This window comes from Finegoldia sp. P3-F-LR, from assembly GCF_052932165.1.
On record NZ_JBRFJE010000044.1, the window covers coordinates 1 to 1,467 of the forward strand.

General features: G+C 28.9%; 2 protein-coding genes. Both read right to left on the bottom strand.

Going from position 1 to position 1,467, the window contains the following annotated elements:
• Positions 1-35: 35 nt before the first annotated feature.
• Positions 36-890, bottom strand: a complete 855-nt coding sequence (locus tag ACU68U_RS09190; RefSeq protein WP_148161039.1) for an IS3 family transposase — start codon at positions 888-890, stop codon at positions 36-38.
• Entirely contained in the window at positions 854-1,420 is a 567-nt protein-coding gene (locus tag ACU68U_RS09195) for a helix-turn-helix domain-containing protein (protein ID WP_012289969.1), read from the bottom strand. The genes ACU68U_RS09190 and ACU68U_RS09195 overlap by 37 nt, the downstream gene beginning before the upstream one ends.
• Positions 1,421-1,467: the final 47 nt, after the last annotated feature.

The following is a 1,467-nucleotide window of genomic DNA, read 5'->3' on the forward strand; positions in this document are numbered from 1 at the left end:
TGATGTGTACCCATAAAACTGGACACAATATTTAATTAATTAGTTGTAGTGGATGCTAACCTATACTTTGTAGGTGGCATCCATTTTGTTTTCTTCTGAATTCTTTCGTTATTGTAATAATAGATGTATTTTTCTATTGCTTTCGAAAATTCTTCAAAAGAGTTATAGCTCTTTTCGTAACCATAATAAACTTCATTTTTTAATCTTCCAAAAAATGTTTCCATAATTGAATTATCATAACAATTACCTTTTCTTGACATTGATTGGATAATACCATGTTTCTTGAGCTCTCTTATATAATATTTATGTTGGTATTGCCAACCTTGATCTGAATGCAATATTAAGTTATTTAGTATTGGAAATTTGTTAAATGCTTTCATTAGCATATTAGATATTTGCTCTAAATTAGGACTTAAGGATAAGTCATAAGAGATTATTTCATTTGTATACATATCAAGTATTGGAGAAATGTAGCATTTACCCCATGAAAAGTTAAATTGAGATACATCAGTACTCCATTTTTGTAATGGCTTATTAGCTTTAAAATTTCTGTCTATTATATTATCAGCAATCTTTCCTACTTTCCCTTTGTATGAATGATATTTTTCTCTAGGTCTTTTGCCAAATAGTTTTAATTCATGCATTATTCTCTGTACTTTTTTATGATTTATTGTATATCCTTGATTCAATAATTCCCTATATACTCTTCTTACACCATATCTTCCTTTATGATTGTTAAATATATCAAATATTTTATTTTCTATATTTTTATTTCTAATCTTAACAGCATCAACTTTATTAATTTCAAAGTAGTATGTTGATTTTGGCAAATCAATAGCTATTAAAAGATATTTTAGTCTGTAGCCTTTTTCTTTGAGTTTTTTGACAATCGCTGCTTTTTCGCCTTGAGTTGCGCAGCGTAGTTCTTTTCTCTCAAGGCGATTTCTTTTTTTATTATTTCATTTTCTGCCTTTATATATTCATTTTCTGCTCTCAATCTTATGAGTTCTTCTCTTTCGGATTCATTAAGTTTTTTTGCTTCATGGATATTCGTTTTTTTCATGGTTGTATTCTTAGGTTTACGACCTTTCTTTTTATTTACAAGACCATTATATCCATAAATTTTATACTTGTTAACCCATGAATAAAGTTGTCCACGATTAATTCCTATTTCAATTGCTACAGAACCTATTGTGTTTCCAGCTAATACTTTGCTTACCACTTCTAGCTTTTCATCAGTTGTCCACTCGATATTATTTCCATGTTTTAAAATTTCTGGACCATGCTTTTCTTCTAACTTAAACCATTCTTTAATTGTGTCATGAAATCTCTTTTCTTTAACTCCTTCAGGTGTATCCGCCCATCTTCCTTCTCTGTACAACTGTACGCATTCTTTTTTAAATTCATAACTATATTTCATAAAAATACCCTCCTTACTGGTTTGTCCAGTAAAGAGGGTACATATCA